General features: G+C 71.8%; 17 protein-coding genes. 9 read left to right on the top strand and 8 right to left on the bottom strand.

The window, feature by feature from the left end; translation table 11 throughout:
- Window positions 1-88 precede the first annotated feature (88 nt).
- Entirely contained in the window at window positions 89-955 is an 867-nt protein-coding gene (gene map, locus ACFQPS_RS06405; protein WP_377357451.1) for a type I methionyl aminopeptidase, read from the top strand.
- Here map and ACFQPS_RS06400 read toward each other — a convergent pair.
- A complete protein-coding gene (locus ACFQPS_RS06400; protein WP_377357449.1) occupies window positions 898-1,356 on the bottom strand; it encodes a hypothetical protein in 459 nt (152 codons plus the stop codon). The two genes, map and ACFQPS_RS06400, sit on opposite strands and share 58 nt — an antisense overlap.
- Before the next feature lie 205 nt (window positions 1,357-1,561).
- Between ACFQPS_RS06400 and radC the strand changes: the two genes are divergently transcribed.
- The 5 genes from radC to ACFQPS_RS06375 all read left to right on the top strand — a co-directional run bounded on the left by radC (window position 1,562) and on the right by ACFQPS_RS06375 (window position 7,394).
- Window positions 1,562-2,338: a RadC family protein gene (radC, locus tag ACFQPS_RS06395; protein ID WP_377357447.1), complete on the top strand. Its 777-nt coding sequence runs from the start codon at window positions 1,562-1,564 to the stop codon at window positions 2,336-2,338.
- 103 nt (window positions 2,339-2,441) lie between these two features.
- A complete protein-coding gene (locus tag ACFQPS_RS06390; protein WP_377357445.1) occupies window positions 2,442-4,403 on the top strand; it encodes a M10 family metallopeptidase in 1,962 nt (653 codons plus the stop codon).
- 123 nt (window positions 4,404-4,526) lie between these two features.
- Window positions 4,527-5,822: an adenylosuccinate lyase gene (gene purB / locus ACFQPS_RS06385; RefSeq protein ID WP_377357443.1), complete on the top strand. Its 1,296-nt coding sequence runs from the start codon at window positions 4,527-4,529 to the stop codon at window positions 5,820-5,822.
- Between the two features lie 121 nt (window positions 5,823-5,943).
- Window positions 5,944-6,756 (top strand): arylamine N-acetyltransferase family protein, encoded by an 813-nt coding sequence (locus tag ACFQPS_RS06380; protein ID WP_377357441.1) that lies wholly within the window; start codon window positions 5,944-5,946, stop codon window positions 6,754-6,756.
- Window positions 6,735-7,394 carry a phosphoribosylanthranilate isomerase gene (locus tag ACFQPS_RS06375; RefSeq protein ID WP_377357439.1) on the top strand — a complete coding sequence of 220 codons (660 nt, stop codon included), beginning with the start codon at window positions 6,735-6,737 and terminating at the stop codon, window positions 7,392-7,394. Before ACFQPS_RS06380 ends, ACFQPS_RS06375 begins: the two co-directional genes overlap by 22 nt.
- A gap of 1 nt (window position 7,395) precedes the next feature.
- Here ACFQPS_RS06375 and ACFQPS_RS06370 read toward each other — a convergent pair whose 3' ends face one another.
- Entirely contained in the window at window positions 7,396-8,358 is a 963-nt protein-coding gene (locus ACFQPS_RS06370) for a DMT family transporter (RefSeq protein ID WP_377357438.1), read from the bottom strand.
- Between the two features lie 1,135 nt (window positions 8,359-9,493).
- Between ACFQPS_RS06370 and ACFQPS_RS06365 the strand changes: the two genes are divergently transcribed.
- Window positions 9,494-10,270 carry a M48 family metallopeptidase gene (locus ACFQPS_RS06365; RefSeq protein ID WP_377357436.1) on the top strand — a complete coding sequence of 259 codons (777 nt, stop codon included), beginning with the start codon at window positions 9,494-9,496 and terminating at the stop codon, window positions 10,268-10,270.
- 18 nt (window positions 10,271-10,288) lie between these two features.
- On the opposite strand, the gene ACFQPS_RS06360 is transcribed toward ACFQPS_RS06365, so the two are convergent.
- From ACFQPS_RS06360 to ACFQPS_RS06350, 3 genes are all read right to left on the bottom strand, one after another.
- A complete protein-coding gene (locus ACFQPS_RS06360) occupies window positions 10,289-10,798 on the bottom strand; it encodes an MgtC/SapB family protein (protein ID WP_377357434.1) in 510 nt (169 codons plus the stop codon).
- A 137-nt stretch (window positions 10,799-10,935) separates the two neighbouring features.
- On the bottom strand, window positions 10,936-12,126 hold the full coding sequence (locus ACFQPS_RS06355; protein WP_377357433.1) for a phosphoglycerate kinase: 1,191 nt from the start codon (window positions 12,124-12,126) through the stop codon (window positions 10,936-10,938).
- Window positions 12,127-12,279: 153 nt separating this feature from the next.
- Window positions 12,280-12,453, bottom strand: a complete 174-nt coding sequence (locus tag ACFQPS_RS06350) for a hypothetical protein (protein WP_012568518.1) — start codon at window positions 12,451-12,453, stop codon at window positions 12,280-12,282.
- 609 nt (window positions 12,454-13,062) lie between these two features.
- Between ACFQPS_RS06350 and ACFQPS_RS06345 the strand changes: the two genes are divergently transcribed.
- Complete coding sequence (locus tag ACFQPS_RS06345; protein WP_377357431.1) at window positions 13,063-14,127, top strand: hypothetical protein; 1,065 nt, start codon at window positions 13,063-13,065, stop codon at window positions 14,125-14,127.
- A gap of 21 nt (window positions 14,128-14,148) precedes the next feature.
- On the opposite strand, the gene ACFQPS_RS06340 is transcribed toward ACFQPS_RS06345, so the two are convergent.
- From ACFQPS_RS06340 to ACFQPS_RS06330, 3 genes are all read right to left on the bottom strand, one after another.
- Window positions 14,149-14,580 carry a YccF domain-containing protein gene (locus ACFQPS_RS06340; protein WP_377357429.1) on the bottom strand — a complete coding sequence of 144 codons (432 nt, stop codon included), beginning with the start codon at window positions 14,578-14,580 and terminating at the stop codon, window positions 14,149-14,151.
- A gap of 48 nt (window positions 14,581-14,628) precedes the next feature.
- A complete protein-coding gene (locus ACFQPS_RS06335; protein WP_377357427.1) occupies window positions 14,629-16,008 on the bottom strand; it encodes a sodium-dependent transporter in 1,380 nt (459 codons plus the stop codon).
- Between the two features lie 165 nt (window positions 16,009-16,173).
- Window positions 16,174-16,494: a DUF2934 domain-containing protein gene (locus tag ACFQPS_RS06330; protein WP_377357425.1), complete on the bottom strand. Its 321-nt coding sequence runs from the start codon at window positions 16,492-16,494 to the stop codon at window positions 16,174-16,176.
- A gap of 210 nt (window positions 16,495-16,704) precedes the next feature.
- Here ACFQPS_RS06330 and ACFQPS_RS06325 point away from each other — a divergent pair, with 210 nt between their 5' ends.
- Complete coding sequence (locus tag ACFQPS_RS06325) at window positions 16,705-16,956, top strand: hypothetical protein (protein WP_377357423.1); 252 nt, start codon at window positions 16,705-16,707, stop codon at window positions 16,954-16,956.
- The last annotated feature ends 58 nt before the right edge of the window (window positions 16,957-17,014 follow it).

Genomic DNA, 17,014 nt, shown 5'->3' with positions numbered 1-17,014 from the left:
CGGGGGAGCGGCCGTGTAGGGTACTCCCCGGCGCGGCCCCGGCCCGCCGCCCGTTCCCTTCAGTGCCTTCGCAGTTGGACCCGAGACGATGACCAGAGCCGCAGAGGCCGAGCCGCAGACCGACGACCGCCAGATCCCCCTGCACCCGCCCGAGGATTTCGAGGGCATGCGCCGCGCCGGGCGGCTGGCCGCGGCAACGCTGGACTTCATCACGCCCCATGTCGTGCCCGGTGCGGTGACGGAGGAGCTGGACCGGCTCTGCGAGCAGTTCATCCGCGACCACGGCGCCGTGCCCGCGCCGCTGGGCTACAAGGGCTATCCCAAGGCCACCTGCATCTCCATCAACCATGTCGTCTGCCACGGCATTCCGGGGCCGAAGCGGGTGCAGGACGGCGACATCCTGAACATCGACATCACCGTCATCCTGGACGGCTGGTACGGCGACAGCAGCCGCATGTACATCGCCGGCAATGCCAGCGTGAAGGCGCGGCGGCTGGTGGATGTGACCTACGAGGCGATGATGCGCGGCATCGCCGTGGTGCGCCCCGGCGCCACGCTGGGCGACATCGGCCACGCCATCCAGAGCTATGCGGAGGCGCAGCGCTTCTCCATCGTGCGCGACTTCTGCGGCCACGGGCTGGGCCGGGTCTTCCATGACGCGCCCAGCATCCTGCATTTCGGCCAGCCCGGCGAGGGGACCGTGTTGCAGGAGGGCATGTTCTTCACCATCGAGCCGATGATCAACGCCGGCCGCTTCGATGTGAAGGTGCTGTCCGACGGCTGGACCGCCGTGACGCGGGACAAGAGCCTGTCGGCCCAGTTCGAGCATTCCGTCGGCGTGACGGCCGACGGGGTGGAGATCTTCACCCTCTCCCCCGCCGGGCTGCACAGGCCGCCCTACGACACCGGTTCGACCGGCGCCGCCACAGCGTCCGGCAGTTCCGCCGGAGCGTAGCGCCGACGCACCTGCGCGGTGGCAGCCAGCGTCTCCGTCAGCATCTCCGTGACCAGGGCGGCGGCATCCCCGGCCGCCGGCCGCTCGATCAGCAGGCGGCAGCAGCGGGCCAGCCGCTGCCCGCCGATCTCCAGCGCCGCGCCTTCCAGCAGGAAGGCGCGGCGGCACGCCTCCGGCCCGCCGCCGGCCTCCAGCGCCCGCACCAGCCCGCGCCCCTCCTCCACGACCAGCACCTCGAACCGGGCCAGGGCCTCCTGCACCACGGCCGGACCGCGGTCGCGCGCCAGACTGTCCAGCCGGGCGGGCGACAGGGCGGACAGGTGGGACAGGAGCAGACGCTCGCGGCACGGGATCATCATCGGTCCTGGAATGCGGGTCCCCTGCGGCGGGGACCGGGCCATCCGCCGGTTCCTGCAAGCGCCGTGCCCGGTCCGACCCCGCGGAATCCCGGGGGCGGCCGCGCCGCCGCTCGCAGGCTGCGACGGAATTCCGGAAAGCACGCCGGCCAGAGGGGGCGACGCCGCCCTCCCGGCGCCCCGACTGGAAGGGGCGGTGCCCTGCTGCTAGACTTCCCCTGAAGTGCAGCCAGCCCGGAGTATTCCCCGCATGGGAGGCAGTCGCAGGCGCCCGTCGCGCGTGGAGGAGCAGGACCCACCCCCGCCGGCAACTGCCGGTTCCGACGGGGCCGCAGGCAGCGGGGCGGCCGGGGAAGACACGCCGCACTATCACGGCCACCGCGAGCGCCTGCGCGCCCGTTTCCTGGAGCAAGGCGCCGAAGCGCTCCAGGACTACGAACTGCTGGAACTGCTGCTGTTCCAGATCCCCCGGCGCGATGTGAAGCCGCTGGCCAAGGCCCTGCTGAAGGCGCACGGCTCGCTCTGGGGCGTCGTCAGCGCCCCGGCCGACGCCCTGCGCCGGCAGCGGGAGATGACGGAGGGCGCCGTGGCCGCGCTGAAGGTGGCCGGGGCCATCGGGCTGCGCATGGCGCGGCAGGAGGTGCTGGGCAAGCCGGTCCTGTCCTCCTGGCAGAAGCTGCTGGACTACTGCGCCGGAGCGATGGCGAACGAGCCGGTGGAGCAGTTCCGCATCCTGTTCCTGGACCGCAAGAACACCCTGATCGCCGACGAGGTGCAGCAGCGCGGCACCGTGGACCACACCCCCGTCTATCCGCGGGAGGTGGTGAAGCGGGCGCTGGAGCTGAACGCCAGCGCGCTGATCCTGGTCCACAACCACCCCTCGGGCGATCCCACGCCCAGCCGCGCCGACATCGAGATGACGAAGCAGATCACCCAGGCCGCCACGGCGCTGGGCGTGGTGGTCCACGACCATGTCATCATCGGCAAGGGCCGGCATGTCAGCTTCAAGAGCACCGGCCTGATGTAGGCGCCGGTCGCCCGTGCCGCACGGGTAACCGGTATAAAACCGATTGAGCTGATCCCAATGCGCAGGGATAGTCGAGGTCCCATTTCCACCCCCGGACCGGATCATGGCCTTCGAGACTGGCAGCGAGGTTGACGACAGCGCCCTTTCCTCCTGGCCGCAGGACCCGGCCGATCCGCCGGCCTGGGAGGCCGGGAGCCTGCTGATGCAGGCGCTGGCCAGGACCACCGGGGACGAGGGGCTGGCCTGCGGCTGTCCGGGCTGCGTCGCGGGGGCCGAGCGCCAGGCGAAGGGCGGGCTCGCCACCATCCCCGCCACGGGACAGATCGGCATCGACGCGCTGGTGGCAGCGATCGACGATTCGCCGACGGCGCGCTGGAACCTGCTGAACGCCGTCGGCCAGCCGCTCACCCCGACGGTGGCGCTGGGCACCGCCGTCACCGTGCCCTACGCCTTCCTGACCGCGGTGCCGGCGGACTACGACACACTCCAGGACCCAGACAAGCCGACGGCCGCGACCTTCGTGGCGCTGACGGACGCGCAGCGGGCGGCGACCCGGCTGGCGCTGGCGCAGTACGAAGAGGTCTCCCTGATCCGCTTCACCGAGGTGACGGACGAGGACGCCGCCCTGCTGCGCTTCGGCAGCCATCAGATGGACGGCTCGCTGGCCGGCTATGCCTATTACCCGGCCTTCGCCGTCCGGACCTCCGACGATATCATCACCGCGATGACGCCCAGCGGGATCTCGGGCGATTCCTGGCTGGCGGCAACAGCGTCGAACGCCGCGCCCACACCGGGCACGGACGCCTTCAACACGGTGATCCACGAGCTGGGCCACGCGCTGGGCCTGAAGCACCCGTTCGAGGGCGTGCCCTCCGTCTCCGCGGCGGAAGACAGCGTCCGTTACACGGTGATGTCCTACACCTATCCGGACAATTCGGAGATCTGGGAGGAGCAGGAGGGGGGCTGGCAGTCGGCGCAGGTATCGCCGCGCACGCTGATGCTCTACGACATCCTGGCGGTCCAGTATCTCTACGGCGTCAACACCGCCACGCGCGCGGGCGACACGGTCTATTCCTGGCAGCAGAACGAACGCTTCTTCGAGACGATCTGGGACGGCGGCGGGACGGACACGCTCGACGCCTCCGCCCAGACGCTGGACTGCGTCATCGACCTGCGTGACGGGCATTTCAGCTCCATCGCCATCCGGGCGACGGAGGCGCAGAAGCGCATGGATCTGCCGGCGGATGCCGGCCATGTGCCCACCCCCGGCTATGACGGCCGCGACAACCTCGCCATCGCCTACGGCGTCGTCATCGAGAACGCCCGCGGCGGGGCGGGCAACGACCGGCTGATCGGCAACGCCGTGGCGAACGTGCTGGAGGGCGGCGCCGGCAACGACACGCTGACCGGCGGGGCGGGCGATGACCGTCTCTCCGGCGGGGCGGGGAACGACACGATCGACGGCGGCTCGGGGGTGGACGTGGTCCGCATCGAGGCCGCGCGCTCGGTGGTGACGCTGGAGGCGACGGGTCCCTGGGGCGTGCGGCTGGACGGGGCGGCGACGGGCACGGACACGGCCATCGACGTGGAGCTGATCCGCTTCGACGACCAGGTCGTCTATGTCACCCTGCCGGCGCGCTTCGAGGCGGTGCAGCCGGGCGGCGGGGCGTTCGACGAGGCCTTCTACCTCGCCCGGTGGGCCGATGTGCGGGCCGCGATCGAAGCCGGGCAGGTCAAGAGCGGCCTGGAGCACTATCTGGCGTTCGGTCAGGCCGAGGGGCGCGACCCGACCCCGCTGTTCGACGAGCAGGCCTATCTGGCCCGCTGGGCCGACGTGCGCGCCGCGGTCGAGGCCGGCACGTTCCGCTCGGGCTACGAGCACTACCTCGACTCCGGCTGGCGCGAGGACCGCGACCCGTCCGCCTGGTTCGACCTCTCCGCCTATCTGGAGCGCAACCCCGATGTCGCCGCCGCCGGCATCGACCCCCTGCGCCACTGGCTCGTCTGGGGCATCGGCGAAAACCGCACCGCCACCGCCGCCGACACGGGACTCTGGCTCGCCTAGGCGGAAAGAGCGAGGGCGCCGCCGCCGCCGAGAAGGCGCCCCTGCGTCGGGTGCGCTTCCCAAAGCGGCGGCTTGCCCCTATGGTCGCGCCGTTCCGTGCCGACCCGAGCGAAGAGTCCGCCCATGATCCCGCGCTATTCCCGCCCCGAGATGACCCGCATCTGGGAGCCGGAGAACCGCTTCCGCATCTGGTTCGAGATCGAGGCCCATGCCATGGACGCCATGGCGGCGCTGGGCGTGGTGCCGAAGGATGCAGCCGAAGCCGTCTGGCAGCGCGGCAAGTGGGAGATCGCCCGGATCGACGAGATCGAGCGCGAGACCAAGCACGACGTCATCGCCTTCCTGACCAACCTGGCCGAGCATGTCGGGCCGGAGGCGCGCTTCGTCCACCAGGGCATGACCAGCTCCGACGTGCTGGATACCTGTCTTGCGGTGCAGCTCAAACAGGCCGCCGACCTGCTGCTGAACGATCTGGACGCGCTGCTGGCCGCCCTGCGCCGCCGCGCCTACGAGCACCGCCACACCCCCACCATCGGCCGCAGCCACGGCATCCATGCCGAGCCGACCACCTTCGGCGTCAAGCTGGCCGGGCACTACGCCGCCTTCGCGCGCAACCGCGCCCGGCTGGAGGCGGCGCGGGCGGAGATCGCCACCTGCGCCATCTCCGGCGCGGTCGGCACCTTCGCCAACATCGACCCGCGGGTGGAGGAGCATGTCGCGGCGAAGCTGGGCCTGACGGTGGAGCCGCATTCCACCCAGGTCATCCCGCGCGACCGCCACGCCATGTTCTTTGCCACGCTGGGCGTCATCGCCGCGTCGGTCGAGAATCTGGCGACGGAGATCCGCCATCTCCAGCGCAGCGAGGTGCGCGAGGCCGAGGAGTATTTCAGCCCCGGCCAGAAGGGCAGCAGCGCCATGCCCCACAAGCGCAACCCGGTGCTGACGGAGAACCTGACGGGCCTGTCGCGCATGGTGCGCGCCTACGTCACCCCGGCGCTGGAGAACGTCACCCTCTGGCATGAGCGCGACATCAGCCATTCCAGCGTGGAGCGGATGATCGGCCCGGATGCCACCGTGACCCTGGACTTCGCGCTCGTGCGGCTGACCGGCGTGGTGGACAAGCTGGTGGTCTATCCGGAGAACCTGAAGGCCAACCTGGACAAGCTGGGCGGGCTGCACAATTCCCAGCGCGTGCTGCTGGCCCTGACCCAGGCGGGCATGAGCCGCGAGGACGCCTACCGCGCCGTGCAGCGCAACGCCATGCCGGTCTGGCTGGAGGGCAAGGACTTCCGCTCCCTGCTGAAGGCCGACGCCGAGGTGATGCGCCACCTGACGGCCGAGCGGATCGACCATCTGTTCGATCTCGCCTACCACACCAAGCATGTGGACACGATCTTCCGCCGCGTCTTCGGTGAATGACGCGGCCCCGCCGCGTCTGCGGGGAATGACGCGGCTCCGCCACGTCTGCGGGGAATGACGCGGCTCCGCCACGTCTGCGGGGAATGACGCGGCTCCGCCGCGGGGGACTGCGATGACGGACATGAGCAGCGTCGATCTGGACGCCTATCTGGAGCGGATCGCCTTCGCCGGTCCGCTGCGCGCCGACGCCGACACGCTCGACGCGCTGCACGTCGCCCAGGTCGGCGCCATCCCGTTCGAGGCGCTGGACGTGGCGGCCGACCCGCCGCGGCCGGTGCGGATCGACCCCGCCGGCATCGCCGCCAAGCTGGTGGCGGGCCGCCGCGGCGGCTACTGCTTCGAGCAGAACGGCCTGCTGCGCGCGGTGCTGACGGCGCTGGGCCTGCCCTGCCGGCCGGTGATGGCGCGGGTGAGCTGGAAGACCGGCGTGCCGGGCGGGCGCACCCACATGCTGCTGCTGGTGGAGGCCGGGGGCCGCTCCTGGCTGGCCGACGCCGGCTTCGGCCGCCACGGGCTGATCAGCCCCCTGCCCCTGGAGCCCGGCGTGGAGACGGTGCGGCACGGGGAGAGCTGGCGGCTGCTGCCGGTGACGGCGCGCGACCTGGAACTCCAGGTCCGGCTGGGCGGGGTGTGGGCGCCGCTCTACCGCTTCGACCCGGACGAGCCGGCCCTGGACGCGGACATCGCCATCGCCAACCACTACATGTCCAGCCACCCGGACTCGCGCTTCATGCACAGCCGGGTGGTGGCGCGCGCCACGCCGGGCTGCCGCCGCTCGCTGCACGATGGCGAGCTGAAGATCGCCCGCGACGGGGTGACAAGCGTGCGCGCCGTCACGGACGGGGAAGAATACCGCCGTATCCTGGCGGAGGAATTCCAGCTTGTGCTGCCCGAAGAGATGAGGCTGAAGCCATGGCCCGCCGAACCCGCCTGAAGGTCTGCTGCATCGCCTCGGTCGAGGAGGCGCGGATCGCCGTCGCCGCCGGCGCCGACGCGCTGGGGCTGGTGGCCGCCATGCCGTCCGGTCCCGGCCCGATCCCCGACGAGACGATCGCAGAGATCGCGGCCACGGTGCCGCCGCCCGTCGCCACCTTCCTGCTGACCTGCCGCACCGATCCCGACGGCGTGGTCGAGCATGTCCGGCGCTGCGGCACCAACACGGTGCAGCTCGTGGACGCGGTGGCGCCGGAGACCTATGCCGCCCTGCGCCGGCACTGCCCCGCCGTCCGCATCGTGCAGGTCCTGCATGTGGAGGACGAGGCGGCGCTGGAGGAGGCCCGGCGGGTGGCGCCCCGGGTCGATGCCCTGCTGCTGGACAGCGGCCGGCCGTCGCTGGCGGTGAAGGAGCTGGGCGGCACCGGCCGAGTCCACGACTGGGCGGTCAGCGCCCGCATCGTGGCGGAGAGCCCGGTGCCGGTGTTCCTGGCCGGCGGGCTGAAGGCCGGCAACGTGGCCGACGCGGTCCGGGCGGTGCGGCCCTTCGGCATCGACCTCTGCTCCGGCGTGCGCACGGACGGACGGCTGGACCCGACCCGGCTGGAGGCGCTGGTCGCCGCCCTGGGGGCGGTCTGACTCAGGCTCCCGGGACGGGGCCGCCGCGCCGGCCGGTCAGCCGTGCCGAGGCCCAGGCCAGCGGGCGGCCGTCGATGGCGGCCAGGCCGAGGAAGATCAGCCCCATGCCGGCGAAGGCGTTCGGCCCCAGCCTCTCCCCCATCACCACCGCGCCCATCAGGATGGCGCTGACCGGGACCAGAAAGGTGACCAGCGAGGCGTTGCTGGGACCCGCCGTGCGCAGGATGCGGTAATAGATCAGATAGGCCAGCCCCGTGCTGAACAGGCCCAACATGGCCACGGCCCCCACCGTCACCCAGGAGGGGGCGAGCGTCCACGGCCGGTCCACCGCCAGCGACAGCGGCACGGTCAGCACCGCCGCCGCGGCCAGCACCCCGGTGGAGGAGACGATCGGCGGCTGTCCGGCGAAGCGGCGGCTCCAGACCCCGGCAAGGCCGTAGCAGAAGCTGGCCGTCAGCACGGCGACACAGCCCAGCAGCGCCATGTCGGCCCCGGTCAGCGCCTTCGGCCCCAGCAGCACGGCGACCCCGATGAAGCCCGCCACCAGCCCCGTCAGCTTCAGCGGCCCCGGCCGGCCGGCCCCGCCCAGCAGCGCCATCAGCACCACGGTGAACAGCGGCGTCGTGGCGTTCAGGATGGAGGCGAGGCCCACCGTGATCTGCGACTGGCTCCAGGCGATCAGGCTGAACGGCACCAAGTTGTTGACCGCGGCCATGATGAAGAAGTCGCGCCAGCTCCGCCCGTCGCAGGGCATGGCCTGCCCCAGGGCGCGGGCGGCGAGGTAGAGCGCGCCGGCCGCCAGGGTGACGCGGCAGGCGACGATGGTGAAGGGCGGCAGCTCCCGGATCGCCAGCCCCATCCAGAGGAAGGAGCCGCCCCACAGGACGGACTGGAAGCACAGCAGCCCCCAGTCGGCCGCGCGCATCGTCTGAGGCGTGGGGGCCTGGGCGGTGGGGGCGTGCATCGGCGGGCCTCTCGGGTCGGTCCGGACCCTGCGACACTAGGGACAGGGTGGGGGTGGTGCGACCCGGAAATTGCGATGCCAGCCCTGCGGCGTCGGGCGGAACCGCCGGGGGAGGTGCCGGAGAGGCCGCCCCGGAAAGCATACCGGAGTGGGTAATCCATCCACGTCCGCTGGCAGAATAACCCTTGACGGCCGGCAGCGACGGGGGCAGCATAAGTCCATGGAAAACAGAAGGAGGGTGTCGTGGAAGACATTACTCCCCCCGACAGTCACCGGGGCGCTTGAAGCGCCAGTACTCCTGCTCCGAATACAAGAGAGGAGGGTGCATAACGGCATGGTTCTTCCAGATAAGGTGTGGCTGACCCCGTGAACGGGCCAGCCGATAGCAAGCAGGATATGGTCCCGGACGTCTGTCCGGGCGCGGAATACAGTCCGCAAACCGGCCCCCGGGCGCCCTAGATGCGCCGGGGGCCTTTGCGTGTGCGCACGGGTTGCTGCGTGTCCGCACGGGTTTGCGTGTGCGCACGGGCCGGAGCAGGTGCGCAAGGAACCCAAGGGTGTACGCAGGGGCCGGGGAGTACGGTCCCGACCGCCGTTCCGCGGTCACCGGGACCGATCCCGCCGCAGCGTGACGCCGCCCCGGCCCACGGCTACAATGCCGGCATGACGGATCCGGCCGCCCCCTTCCCCAAGCTACGATAGCCCCGGCAGCGCCGCCCCAGGTCGGGCGAAGCGCACCGGGGCATCGAGCTTGGAGAGGCACGATGTTCAAAGACATGAAGCGGGCATGCCGCCGGCATGCACGGCAGCGCATGATTGCCAGGGCGCGCCGGGTCCGCCCTTGGGCCGAGGTTCCGCAGAAGGCGGCCGACAATCTGGCGTCGTGCAGTTGCTGGATGTGCGGCAATCCCCGTCGCTACGGCATGGGGCCGACCGTGCAGGAGCGGCGGCATGGCATCCGGGCAAGGAACCGGGATCGGGACGACGGCTGGCAGCCGTGTCGCCGCCCCCAGGCCCCGGACTGAGGAACGATCGCCCGGACCGACCGGTTTCCCGCCGCGCGGCGCCGCGATAGAGTGCCGGTCCCTGAGTGTCCCCCCGTTGCCGCCCGCCTGCGCGGGCCTGCCGAGGACGCATGTTCGGACGCCTGCTGAAGCCCCGTGCCAAGGCGCCGCCGCGGCGGACGCCCGCGGCGAAATCCCCGCCCCTCCGGGTGCGCGCGCTGGCCGTGGACGGCGTTCCGGCCCCGCTGGAGCTGCGCCTGTCCCCCCGCGCCCGGCGCCTGAGCCTGCGGGTGGATGCGGCGCGGGAACTGGTCCAGGTGGTGGCGCCGGCCGGGGTCGGCGATGCCGAGATCGCCCGCTTCGTCGGCCGGCACCTGGACTGGGTGCGCCGGCGGCTGGCGGCGATCCCGCCCCGGCTTCCCTTCGCCGACGGCGCACTGGTGCCGATCCTGGGCGTGCCGCACCGCATCCGCCACGACCCCGACCACCGCGGCGCCCCGCGGACGGCCGCCGGGCCGGACGGGCCGGAGCTGCGCGTCGGCGGCGGGGCGGAGTTTCTGGCCCGGCGCGTGCGCGAGTGGCTGAAGGCGGAGGCGCGGCGGCGGCTGGCCGAGCGGGCCCGGGCCAAGGCCGCGGGGCTGGGCGCCACGGTCGCCGCCGTCAGCGTGCGCGACACCCGCTCGCGCTGGGGAAGCTGTTCGGCCGGAGGACGGCTGTCCTTCTCCTGGCGGCTGATCCTGGCGCCGGAGCCGGTGTTCGACTATGTCGTCGCGCACGAGGTGGCGCACCTGCGGGAGATGAACCACTCGCCCCGCTTCTGGGCGCTGTGCGCCACCCTGACGGCGGAGGTGGACGGCCCCCGCGCCTGGCTGAAGGCGCACGGCGCGGCCCTGCACCGCTACGGCTGAGGCCGGGGCACCCCGCCGTCAGTCCGTCGCGTCCTCCTCCTTGTCGCCGAAGAAGCGCCGCTCCACGAGGCTGAGCGTCAGCAGCAGGACCAGCGCGATCCCGCCCGACAACAAGGCGATGCCATAGAAACCGGCGCCGCAGGCCAGCCCCAGCGAGGCCGCCATCCACAGCGTCGCGGCCGTCGTCAGGTTGCGCACGCGGGTGCCGCGGCCCTGGATGATGATGCCGGCACAGATCAGCCCGATGGCCTGGGCCACGCCCTGGATGGCGCGGATCGGGTCCGGCGGGTTGCCCTGCCCGTCCGCGGCGAGGTCGTAATGGAGTTCCAGCGCCACCAGGGTCGCCACCGCCGCGGAGACGGACAGCAGCGTGTGGGTGCGCAGACCCGCTGCCTTGCCCCGCAGTTCCCGGTTCAGCCCCAGCATCAGCCCCAGCAGCGCCGCCGTCCCCAGACGCAGGGCCACATCGGCCAGCGGCAGGTGCGCGGTGTGGACAAGGTCGGCGGGGGCAAGCTCGGCGGGGAGCATGGGAAACCGGGCAGTGGCGGGCGGTTCCCGGTCAACGCCCGGCGGCGGGGAACGATCCCCGCCTCTGGCGGATGCGGGAAGGGCCGGGCGTCGCCGCCCGGCCCCTCGGAAAACCTACCCGGCCGGTGGCCGGCGGATCAGGCGCCCAGCGCCTTCACGCCCGGCAGCTCCTTGCCTTCCAGCCACTCCAGGAAGGCCCCGCCGGCGGTGGAGATGTAGGAGAAGCGGCCGGCCACGCCGGCCTGCTCCAGCGCGGCCACCGTATCGCCGCCGCCGGCCACCGACAGCACCCGGCCGTCGCCGGTCAGGGCGGCGACCAGCCCGGCCACCGCGTTGGTGCCGCTGTCGAAGGGCCGGATCTCGAAGGCGCCCATCGGGCCGTTCCAGACCACCGTCTTCGCCCCCTGGAGCTTCAGCCCGACGAACTCCACCGTGGCCGGGCCGACATCCAGCATCATCTCGTCCTCGGCGATCTGCTCCACCGGAACGACGCGGTGCGGCGCGTCGGCCTTGAATTCCTTCGCCATGGAGCCGTCCCTGGGCAGCAGGATCTCGCAGCCGGAGGCCGCGGCCTTCTCCATGATGGCGCGGGCCTGATCGGCCATGTCCTTCTCGGCTAGCGACTTGCCGACCGGGCGGCCCTGGGCGAACAGGAAGGTGTTGGCCATGCCGCCGCCGAGCACCAGCATGTCCACCTTGGTGACCATGTTCAGCAGCAGGTCCAGCTTGGTGGAGATCTTGGCGCCGCCAACCACGGCCATGACCGGCCGCTCCGGCCGGGCCAGCGCCTTGCCCAGGGCCTCCAGCTCCGCCTGCATCAGCCGGCCGGCGGCGCTGGGCAGCAGGTGCGCGATGCCCTCGGTCGAGGCGTGGGCGCGGTGGGCGGCGGAGAAGGCGTCGTTGACGTAGATGTCGCCCAGTGCGGCCATCTGCCGCGCCAGCTCGGGGTCGTTCTTCTCCTCACCGGCATGGAAGCGGGTGTTCTCCAGCAAGACCACCTGACCGGGCTGGATCGCGGCGATCGCCGCCCGGGCCGACTCGCCGACGCAGTCCTCGGCGAAGGCGACGGGAAGGCCCAGCGCCGCCTCCAGCGCCGGCACCACCTGACGCAGCGAATTCTTGGCGTCCGGCCCGCCCTTGGGCCGGCCGAAATGCGACAGCACGACGACCTTGGCGCCCTTGCCCGCCAGTTCCTTCAGGGTCGGCGCCAGCCGGTCGAGCCGGGTGGTGTCGCTGACCTGACCGTCCTGCACCGGGACATTGAGGTCGCCGCGCACCAGCACGGTCTTGCCGGCAACGGACAGGTCGTCGAGCGTCTTGAAGGCCATGACTGCGTTCCCCGTGTTTGTGACTGGTTTGGATTCTGGTGGGCGATGTGCCGTTCGCGGCCGCGAGGGAAGCACAGCCCCCGGGCCGTTTCAACCGGCGCCGCGCGGCACCTTCCGGCGGATCTGCGGCTCCCGCATCGCGGCACGCCCCCGTCAGAACGGGCCGAACAGGCTGTAGATCAGGCCGAGCGCCGCGAAGGCCGCCAGCCAGAGGGCGATGTTGCGCAGCAGCACCTGCCCCGGCATGCGCAGACGGAGGAAGGCCGGCACCAGCAGGACCAGCAGGGCCAGCGCGTAGACGAGGCTCATCCATTGGGATTCGGTCATGGTCTGCCGAGATGGCCCCGCCGGCCCCGCGGATCAAGGTGGCCGCCGCCGCGGCATCCGGTCCCGCCGGCGGTCCGGGCCGGGCGCTGCCCCTCGAAATCCGGTTCCGGTTGTGGCATGGTCCCCCGCCTCGGTGCGGACGTGGCGAAACCGGTAGACGCAGCAGACTTTGATTTGGAGTGCCCCCCGGGAAACCGGGGGAGTAGAACCGCCCAAAGTCGGGGAAAGCTTCGGGTCCCAGGACCCATGCCGATCCCGAGTCAAGCCCGCCGCCCCCGGGGCGACCCCGGCGGCGGGAAGGTGTAGAGACTAGACGGGTGGCACCTAAGGCCGGCCCACGGCTAGGGTGAAGGGATAGTCCAGACCACGAACGCGGGACCGGCCCGGACGGGCCGGCCGGCGGCGGCGAAAGCCGAAGTGGTACGAAAATCTGGTTCCCGTAAGGGAGTGCGGGTTCGAGTCCCGCCGTCCGCACCAATCTCCCTCCCTCCCCCTCCCCTCCTGGCCATTCCCCGACGGCCAGTCCCGCGGCCGCCTGCCGGGTTGCGGGGGCCGCGGCGGCTGCCTTACCCTGCGCCCTTCCGCAGCGCAGCATGGGACCGTCGGCGCATGGACCGTCCGCTCCGCCTTCTCGCAGGACCCGAAGCCTACCGGCGCCTCCGGGAGGAGGGCCTGCACGAAGACCTGTTCGACGTGGTGGCCGGCGCCTCGGGCGGGCCGAAATGGCTGGCGCTGACCCGGCTGGACCGCGCCATCTTCGGCCGCTGGTTCCGGCAGCGCACCCGGCCGCTGGCCATGGTCGCCAGTTCCATCGGCGGCTGGCGCTTCGCCTGCGTCGCCCGGCGCGACCCGGTGGAGGCCTGCCGCCGCTTCGAGGAGTATTATCTGGGCTACACGGTGGAGCCGCCGGTCACCCCGGCCCGGCTGACGGCGGACTGCCGCCGCATCCTGGAGGTGATCCTGGGGGAGACAGGGGCGGAGGAGATCCTGTCCCATCCCGCCATGCGGCTGGCCATCCTGGCGGTGCGCGGCAAGGGACCGATCGGCCGCCGCCATCCAGTCGGCATGGGCGCAGGTCTGGCCGCGGCGGCGCTCGCCAACGGGATCAGCCGGCGCAGCCTGCCGCTGTTCTTCGAGCGCACCCTGATCTACGACGCCCGCAGCCGGCCGCCCTTCGACTGCCGCCAGGGCTTCCCGACCCAGCCGGTGCCGCTGACGCCGCAGAACCTCGTGCCGGCGCTGCTGGCCTCGGGCGCTGTGCCCTTCGTCTTCGAGCCGGTGCCGGAGCTGCACGGTGCGCGGCCGGGCCTGTATCTGGACGGCGGGATCATGGACTACCACCTGGACATCCCCTATCAGGCGCCCGGGCTGGTGCTGTACCCGCACTTCTCCGACCGGATCGTGCCCGGCTGGTTCGACAAGGCCCTGCGCTGGCGCCGGCCGGACCCGCGCAACCTGTCCCGCACGCTGCTGGTCTGCCCGAGCCGGGAGTTCCTGGCCACGCTGCCCGGCGGCAAGGTGCCGGACCGCAGCGACTTCCGCCGCCTGCCGACGACGGAGCGGCTGCGCGTCTGGCGGGCCGCGGTGGCGGAGACGCAGCGGCTGGCCGACGCCTGGAGCGAGGCTGTGGAGACCGGCCGCGCTCCCGACCTGCTGGAGCCGCTGCCCGGCTGAGGGTGATCGGCCCGGTCCGCGTCAGCGGTAGCGGGCGCGGATCGAGTCCATCACCGGGGCGTCCACGATCTCCTTGCCGATCGGGGCCAGCGACAGGCCGGCGAACTTGAAGTGCTGGAAGCCGAACGGGATGCCGATGATGGTCAGGCAGAAGCCCAGACCGATCAGCAGGTGCCCCAGCGCCAGCCACCAGCCGGCGAAGAGGAACCAGAGGACGTTGCCCAGCGTGCCCAGCGCGCCGGTGCCGATATCCTCCTCCCCCGTCAGCAGGCGGCGATCCACCGCCGTGCGCCCGAACGGCCACAGCATGAAGACGCCGATGGTCAGCGCGGCGCGGGCCCAGGGGATGCCGACGATGGTGATCAGCATCACCAGCGCCGCCGTGAACCAGCCGATCGCGGCGGCGAAGCCGAACAGCACCAGCCAGAGCACGTTGAGCAGCAAGGTCAGCATCGGCACCTCCGGCACAAGGGGGGATCACATCCCCCCTTGTAGCCGCCGTCAGAACAGGGCGTCGAGGGCCACTATGACGATGGCGGCAGGCGCCAGGAAGCGCACCAGGAACAGCCAGACGCGATAGACCACGCCCTCGCCCATGCCGAACTCCTCCACCCGCGCCTCCCGCGTCAGCACCCAGCCGGCGAACACGGCCAGCAGCACGCCGCCCAGCGGCAGCATGATGTTGGTGGTGGCGTAGTCGATCAGGTCGAAGAAGGTGCGCCCGCCGCCCAGCGGGTGGATGTCGCTCCAGCGGTTGAAGGAGAAGATGGTGAGGAAGCCCAGCACCCAGGAGAGGAAGGCGACACCCAGCGCCAGCACGATGCGGGGCAGCCGCACCCGCTCCTGAAGGGAGGCGACGATCGGCTCCAGCAGGGAGACGGAGGAGGTCAGCGCCGCCACCGCCAGCAGCACGAAGAAGACCGCCCCGAACAACGAGCCGAAGGGCATGGCACCGAAGGCCACGGGCAGGGTCACGAACACCAGTCCCGGCCCGCCGGCCGGGTCCAGCCCGCTGGCGAAGACGATGGGGAAGATCGCCACACCCGCCACCAGCGCGCAGGTGGTGTCCGCCGCGGCGATGGTCAGCGTCATCTTCGGCAGCGAGACATTGTCCCCCACATAGGCGCCATAGGCGAGCATCGTGCCCAACCCGATGGAGAGGGAGAAGAAGGCCTGTCCCGCGGCGCTGATCGCCACCTCGGTCGTCAGCTTGGAGAAGTCGGGCGTGAACAGGAACGCCATGCCGCGCGCGAAGTCGCCGGTCACCGAGGCATAGATGGCCAGGATCACCAGCATCACGAACAATGCAGGCGTCAGCAGCGTAACCGCCCGCTCGATGCCCCCGGTCACACCCTGCGCCACGATCACCACGGTCAGGGCCATGAACAGGGTGTGCCATCCCGCCATCGCCAGCGGATCGGCCAGGAGCCCGTCGAAGATGGCGCCGGTGGCCTGGGCCGTGGCCCCGGCGAAGGCGCCGACCGCGAGCTTGGGGATGTAGGCCAGCGCCCAGCCGGCGATGACGCTGTAGAAGCTGAGGATGAGGAACGCCGCCACCACCCCCATGCCGGCCACCAGCCCCCAGGCGGGGGTGCCGCCGTAGCGGCGCCCCAGCGCGACCAGAGCCCCGATCGGTCCCCGCTGGGCCCGGCGGCCCAGCATCAGCTCCGCCACCAGCACGGGGACCCCGACCATGAGCACGCAGCCCAGATAGAAGAGGACGAAGGCGGCCCCCCCACCCGTGCCCGTCATGTAGGGGAACTTCCAGATGTTCCCCAGCCCGACGGCGGAGCCCACGGCCGCCATGATGAAGGCGAAACGCGACGACCAGTGCGGCACGGCGACCCCGCCCTCCGCGTCCTCCGAACCAACCTTAGCCAATTGCCCGTCCCTCCAGACGCTTTATTGCCTGCTGCCGGCATGAACCGGACCGCTTGGTGCGCGACAATAGCGCCACCGCGGGCGTGGGGGCCATACCCCTTGTCCGGCTTCCGTCCGGTTCATGTCCGGTCCGCTTCAGAGCGGACAGGGGGGACGGGTCGGCGCTCAGCCCTCTTCCCGGGCAGTCCGGCGGTCGGGGGCGGGGACCTGCCGCTCCTCCCCCTGGTCGGCGAGACCGGGTAGGTCGCCCAGGCTCTCCACGGCCAGGATCGGCTCCACCGGCTGGTCGCGCCGGGCCACATCGTCCGGCCCGTGGGAGGGGTTGCGCCGGAGCGTCCCGGCAAGCCCCTCCTCCTGCGCCAGCAGTTCGGAGGCCTTGTCCCAGTGTTCCGCGGCGCGGCCCTCCGGCCGGCCCTCGCGTTCCCAGATCTCGTGCGCCTTGCGGCGGATGCGCTCCTCGTGTTCCTGCTCCCGGGCGGCGTCCATGACGGCTCTCCTGAAATCGGCCCCGGAGGATCGGGGCGGGTCCGGCCGTTAAACAGGCGGAACCGGGGTCGGGCTCCAGCCATGGCGCCGGGATCCGCGCAGGGCCGTGCAGGCCAGCCATGCCGGAACACTTCCGGATACAGGGTGAAGGGCGACTTTACCGTGCCCATCTATTGGAGTAAGACTCGGGATAACTGAGTGAGGTGTATCATGGCCGTGGGTTCGATCTTCAACTCGGCCGGCTACGGGTCGGCTTTCCAGGCGAACAGCGTCCGCCCGGCGGAACAGTTCGTCCGCACCCCGGTGCAGCCGGTCGATCCTGCGGCCAGCGCCCAGCAGGCGCAGGACGAACAGCAGGAGCGTCAGGTCCAGGCCTTCGCCGGCACGCCCAGCGAGGATGAGCGCCAGCAGGCGCTGGACCAGGGCCGCAGCCGCGGCGCCTTCCTGGACATCCGCGCCTGATCCTCCGCCTGCCCTGACACTGCCCGGCCCCTGCCGACGGCCAGACATCGGCCGTCGG

Origin of the sequence: Rhodocista pekingensis, assembly GCF_042665545.1 — a bacterium.
Classification (GTDB): domain Bacteria; phylum Pseudomonadota; class Alphaproteobacteria; order Azospirillales; family Azospirillaceae; genus Rhodocista; species Rhodocista pekingensis.
This window is presented reverse-complemented; position numbering and strand designations above follow the sequence as displayed.

Coding starts and splice junctions, on each gene's coding strand:
- map (WP_377357451.1), top strand. CDS start 89: ATGACCAGAGCCGCAGAGGCCGAGCCGCAGACCGACGACCGCCAGATC.
- ACFQPS_RS06400 (WP_377357449.1), bottom strand. CDS start 1,356: ATGGCCCGGTCCCCGCCGCAGGGGACCCGCATTCCAGGACCGATGATG.
- radC (WP_377357447.1), top strand. CDS start 1,562: ATGGGAGGCAGTCGCAGGCGCCCGTCGCGCGTGGAGGAGCAGGACCCA.
- ACFQPS_RS06390 (WP_377357445.1), top strand. CDS start 2,442: ATGGCCTTCGAGACTGGCAGCGAGGTTGACGACAGCGCCCTTTCCTCC.
- purB (WP_377357443.1), top strand. CDS start 4,527: ATGATCCCGCGCTATTCCCGCCCCGAGATGACCCGCATCTGGGAGCCG.
- ACFQPS_RS06380 (WP_377357441.1), top strand. CDS start 5,944: ATGAGCAGCGTCGATCTGGACGCCTATCTGGAGCGGATCGCCTTCGCC.
- ACFQPS_RS06375 (WP_377357439.1), top strand. CDS start 6,735: ATGGCCCGCCGAACCCGCCTGAAGGTCTGCTGCATCGCCTCGGTCGAG.
- ACFQPS_RS06370 (WP_377357438.1), bottom strand. CDS start 8,358: ATGCACGCCCCCACCGCCCAGGCCCCCACGCCTCAGACGATGCGCGCG.
- ACFQPS_RS06365 (WP_377357436.1), top strand. CDS start 9,494: ATGTTCGGACGCCTGCTGAAGCCCCGTGCCAAGGCGCCGCCGCGGCGG.
- ACFQPS_RS06360 (WP_377357434.1), bottom strand. CDS start 10,798: ATGCTCCCCGCCGAGCTTGCCCCCGCCGACCTTGTCCACACCGCGCAC.
- ACFQPS_RS06355 (WP_377357433.1), bottom strand. CDS start 12,126: ATGGCCTTCAAGACGCTCGACGACCTGTCCGTTGCCGGCAAGACCGTG.
- ACFQPS_RS06350 (WP_012568518.1), bottom strand. CDS start 12,453: ATGACCGAATCCCAATGGATGAGCCTCGTCTACGCGCTGGCCCTGCTG.
- ACFQPS_RS06345 (WP_377357431.1), top strand. CDS start 13,063: ATGGACCGTCCGCTCCGCCTTCTCGCAGGACCCGAAGCCTACCGGCGC.
- ACFQPS_RS06340 (WP_377357429.1), bottom strand. CDS start 14,580: ATGCTGACCTTGCTGCTCAACGTGCTCTGGCTGGTGCTGTTCGGCTTC.
- ACFQPS_RS06330 (WP_377357425.1), bottom strand. CDS start 16,494: ATGGACGCCGCCCGGGAGCAGGAACACGAGGAGCGCATCCGCCGCAAG.
- ACFQPS_RS06325 (WP_377357423.1), top strand. CDS start 16,705: ATGGCCGTGGGTTCGATCTTCAACTCGGCCGGCTACGGGTCGGCTTTC.